Genomic DNA, 2,832 nt, shown 5'->3' on the forward strand with positions numbered 1-2,832 from the left:
CTGATGAACACGAGCTCGTCCGGGCCGAAGTTGAACTGCGCCGAGTCGATGTCCTTTCCCTGAGCGCGGCTGAACGCGACGTTCACGTAAGCGGAGACGTTGCCCTGTTTGTAGTTGCTGGTGAACTCGACGCCGTACACGCGGCCGTATTGATAGTTGAATGGCGTGAAAATCAGGGCGGTGCCGAACTGCCCTTCATCGAGCAGGTTCGTCGATTTCTTGTAGTACGCATCCACGCCGACGGTGATCGCAGACGTCAGCCGTTGCGTCACGCCGAGGTCGAAATAATGGCTGCGTTCTGGCTGCACGGGGTCGTTTTGCGTCGAAGTCTGCGCAGTCGTTCCGGCGAATCGCGCGATGTCCTCGCCAGAGACAAGTTCAAATGCGGGCGGCGTGAAGTATCGCGAATAACCGGCATGTACCGTTGTCGATGGCGTCAACGCATACACAAGCCCAACGCGCGGACTGAGCTGGCTTGCGCTCACGTACTCGTCCATCTTGTCGTATCGGAGGCCGTAGTTGATGGTGAGTTTATCGGTGACTTTCCATTCGTCCTGGACGTAGGCGCTGTACAGATACCCCGTCTTGCTGCTTGAATCCGGTATGTTGAACGGTTGATCGGAGAGCGGGTTGCCGTCCTGATCGGCGGGGAAAACGCTCAGGTCATTGTTGAACACCGCGTGTTCCTGTTGAAACGATATACCCGCGCGCAGCGTGTGTTTTGCGTTGAGCCGGTAGGTGGTGTCGGCTTGCACGCCGTTCGCGCTGTCGCTGTGAAAATCGCTCGCGGCCACGCCGTTGAAGAGCAGATCGCCTACAGGGTCGGGATTGAACTGCGTTCGGGAATAGCGGGTGAAGAGCGCGACCTGATAGTCCAGCGCGCCGCCGTTGGTGCCCTGCAGCGCGACCACCGCGAACTGATTGAGTTCGGACTGGGTTTCGTTGAGCTTGCTCGAGTCGAACGAGTTGTTGCCGTTCAAGATGAAATTGGTGGGCAAACCCGCCGTGTTCGGAATGTCGAACTGATTGCTCGTCGTGCCGAACATCAGGCTCACGCGCGTGAGCGGGTTGATGATGTACGACATGAGGCCGAAGGCATCGCCCTGACGCGTATGGTCGTGAATGGCGCTCGCGCTCGACGTCGGATTTTCTATCCCCAGGTTGTTCTCGCCCACGGAGCCGCTGAAGTAATAGCTGAACGGCCCCTTGCTGCCGAATACATCGGCGCTGGTCTTGATGGTCTGATGGCTGCCGCCAAAGACATCGATGGAACCACCGTTGCCCTGGTCCCCGGATTTCGTATGGATATCGACAATGCCGGCCGTCCGGTCGCCATATTGCGCGGGCAAGGCGCCGGTCAGCAGATTCAACTGATCGATGATGCGTGTATCGAGCGATTGCCCGAAACCGCTGATTGGTTCCGGAATGATCACACCGTTGATACGGTATTGCAGGTTCGCGTGGTCTCCCCGCACGTGCAACTGTCCGTATGAATCGCTGGCGACGCCCGGCGCCTGCAACAGCACCTGATTGAGCGCCGTGTCCTGGCCAGCGGGGAGGGTGTCGATGTCTGTCTGGCTGAAACGATAAACGCTGCTTCCTGTCTCCGGCAGCAGCCCATTTCGTGCGCGGTCGAGCCGCTTGGCGTTGACTTGTACATCGAGTGCGTCGCTCTTTGAAATCGATATGGATACCGAAGTATTTCCGTCACTGCTTGTGGTGGCGATGGTGCTTCCGCTCGCATACCCCGGCGCGGCCGCGACGACTGCATAGGTACCCGAAGTCACGTTGTGCACGACAAAATGTCCGCTCGTGTCTGTGCTGGCTGTCCCGGCGGTCGCGCCGCTTGCGTTCTGCAATACGACATTTGCATTCGCAACAGGTTTGCCCGTGCTGTCAATCACAGAGCCGGATACGGTGGCGTCCAGACCGGCTGCATAAGCGTGCCCCACTGCTATCTGGGCGAACAGCAATAACGCCGCATGGGCAAAGAGCGTGCGATTTTTCATCGATCATTTTTTGGTAAGTGGTGGCGAGAAGCGCGACGAGTCAGGTGAATGAGCTTGGGCAGGGAAATCGATTTGTCGAAAAGGATGTCGATGATGTAATGTTATAACATCCAAAACGGTTTAAGCGAGAAATTTGATAATGAAATTGATGGGAAAGCTTCCGGTAACTGTTTTGTCGGGTTTTCTTGGCGCTGGCAAAACCACGCTTCTGAACCACATCCTCAACAACCGCGAAAGTCGGCGGGTCGCGGTGATCGTCAATGACATGAGCGAAGTCAACATTGATGCCGCGCTGATTCGTGAAGGCGGCGCGCAGCTTGCTCGAACCGATGAAAAGCTTGTGGAGATGAGCAACGGCTGCATTTGCTGCACGTTGCGCGAGGACCTCTTGCTTGAAGTGAACCGGCTCGCGAAGGAGGGGCGCTTTGACTATCTTGTGATCGAATCGACCGGCGTGTCGGAGCCATTGCCGGTCGCGGAAACGTTCACGTTCGCCGATGAAGAAGGACAGAGCCTCGCCAATGTCGCGCGGCTCGACACCATGGTCACCGTGGTGGACGCGTTCAATTTCCTGAAGGACTACGGATCAGCCGACAGCTTGCAGACGCGTGGCGAATCGCTGGGCGAAGAAGATTCGCGCACAGTCGTGGACTTGTTGGTCGAGCAGGTCGAGTTCTGCGATGTCATCGTACTGAACAAGATCGACCTTGTCAGCGATGAAGATCGCACCCGGCTCATGACAATCCTTCGCGGCCTGAACCCGCGTGCGAAGATCGAGATGGCCGAGTTTGGCAAGCTGAGTCTGGACAAGGTGCTCGACACC

At 57.3% G+C, this 2,832-nt stretch carries 2 protein-coding genes; one reads left to right on the forward strand and one right to left on the reverse strand.

All coding sequences use genetic code 11. The annotated features are described in order from the left end of the window. Nucleotides 1–2,009, reverse strand: a 2,009-nt coding sequence (locus tag ACFFAR_RS30080; RefSeq protein WP_375509101.1) for a TonB-dependent receptor, incomplete at its 3' end; no start/stop codon positions are given. Between the two features lie 139 nt (nt 2,010–2,148). Between ACFFAR_RS30080 and ACFFAR_RS30085 the strand changes: the two genes are divergently transcribed. Continuing rightward, on the forward strand, nt 2,149–2,832 hold a 684-nt coding region (locus ACFFAR_RS30085), incomplete at its 3' end, for a GTP-binding protein (RefSeq protein ID WP_375509102.1).

The sequence above is a fragment of the uncultured Caballeronia sp. genome (genome assembly GCF_964243625.1).
Lineage (GTDB): Bacteria > Pseudomonadota > Gammaproteobacteria > Burkholderiales > Burkholderiaceae > Caballeronia.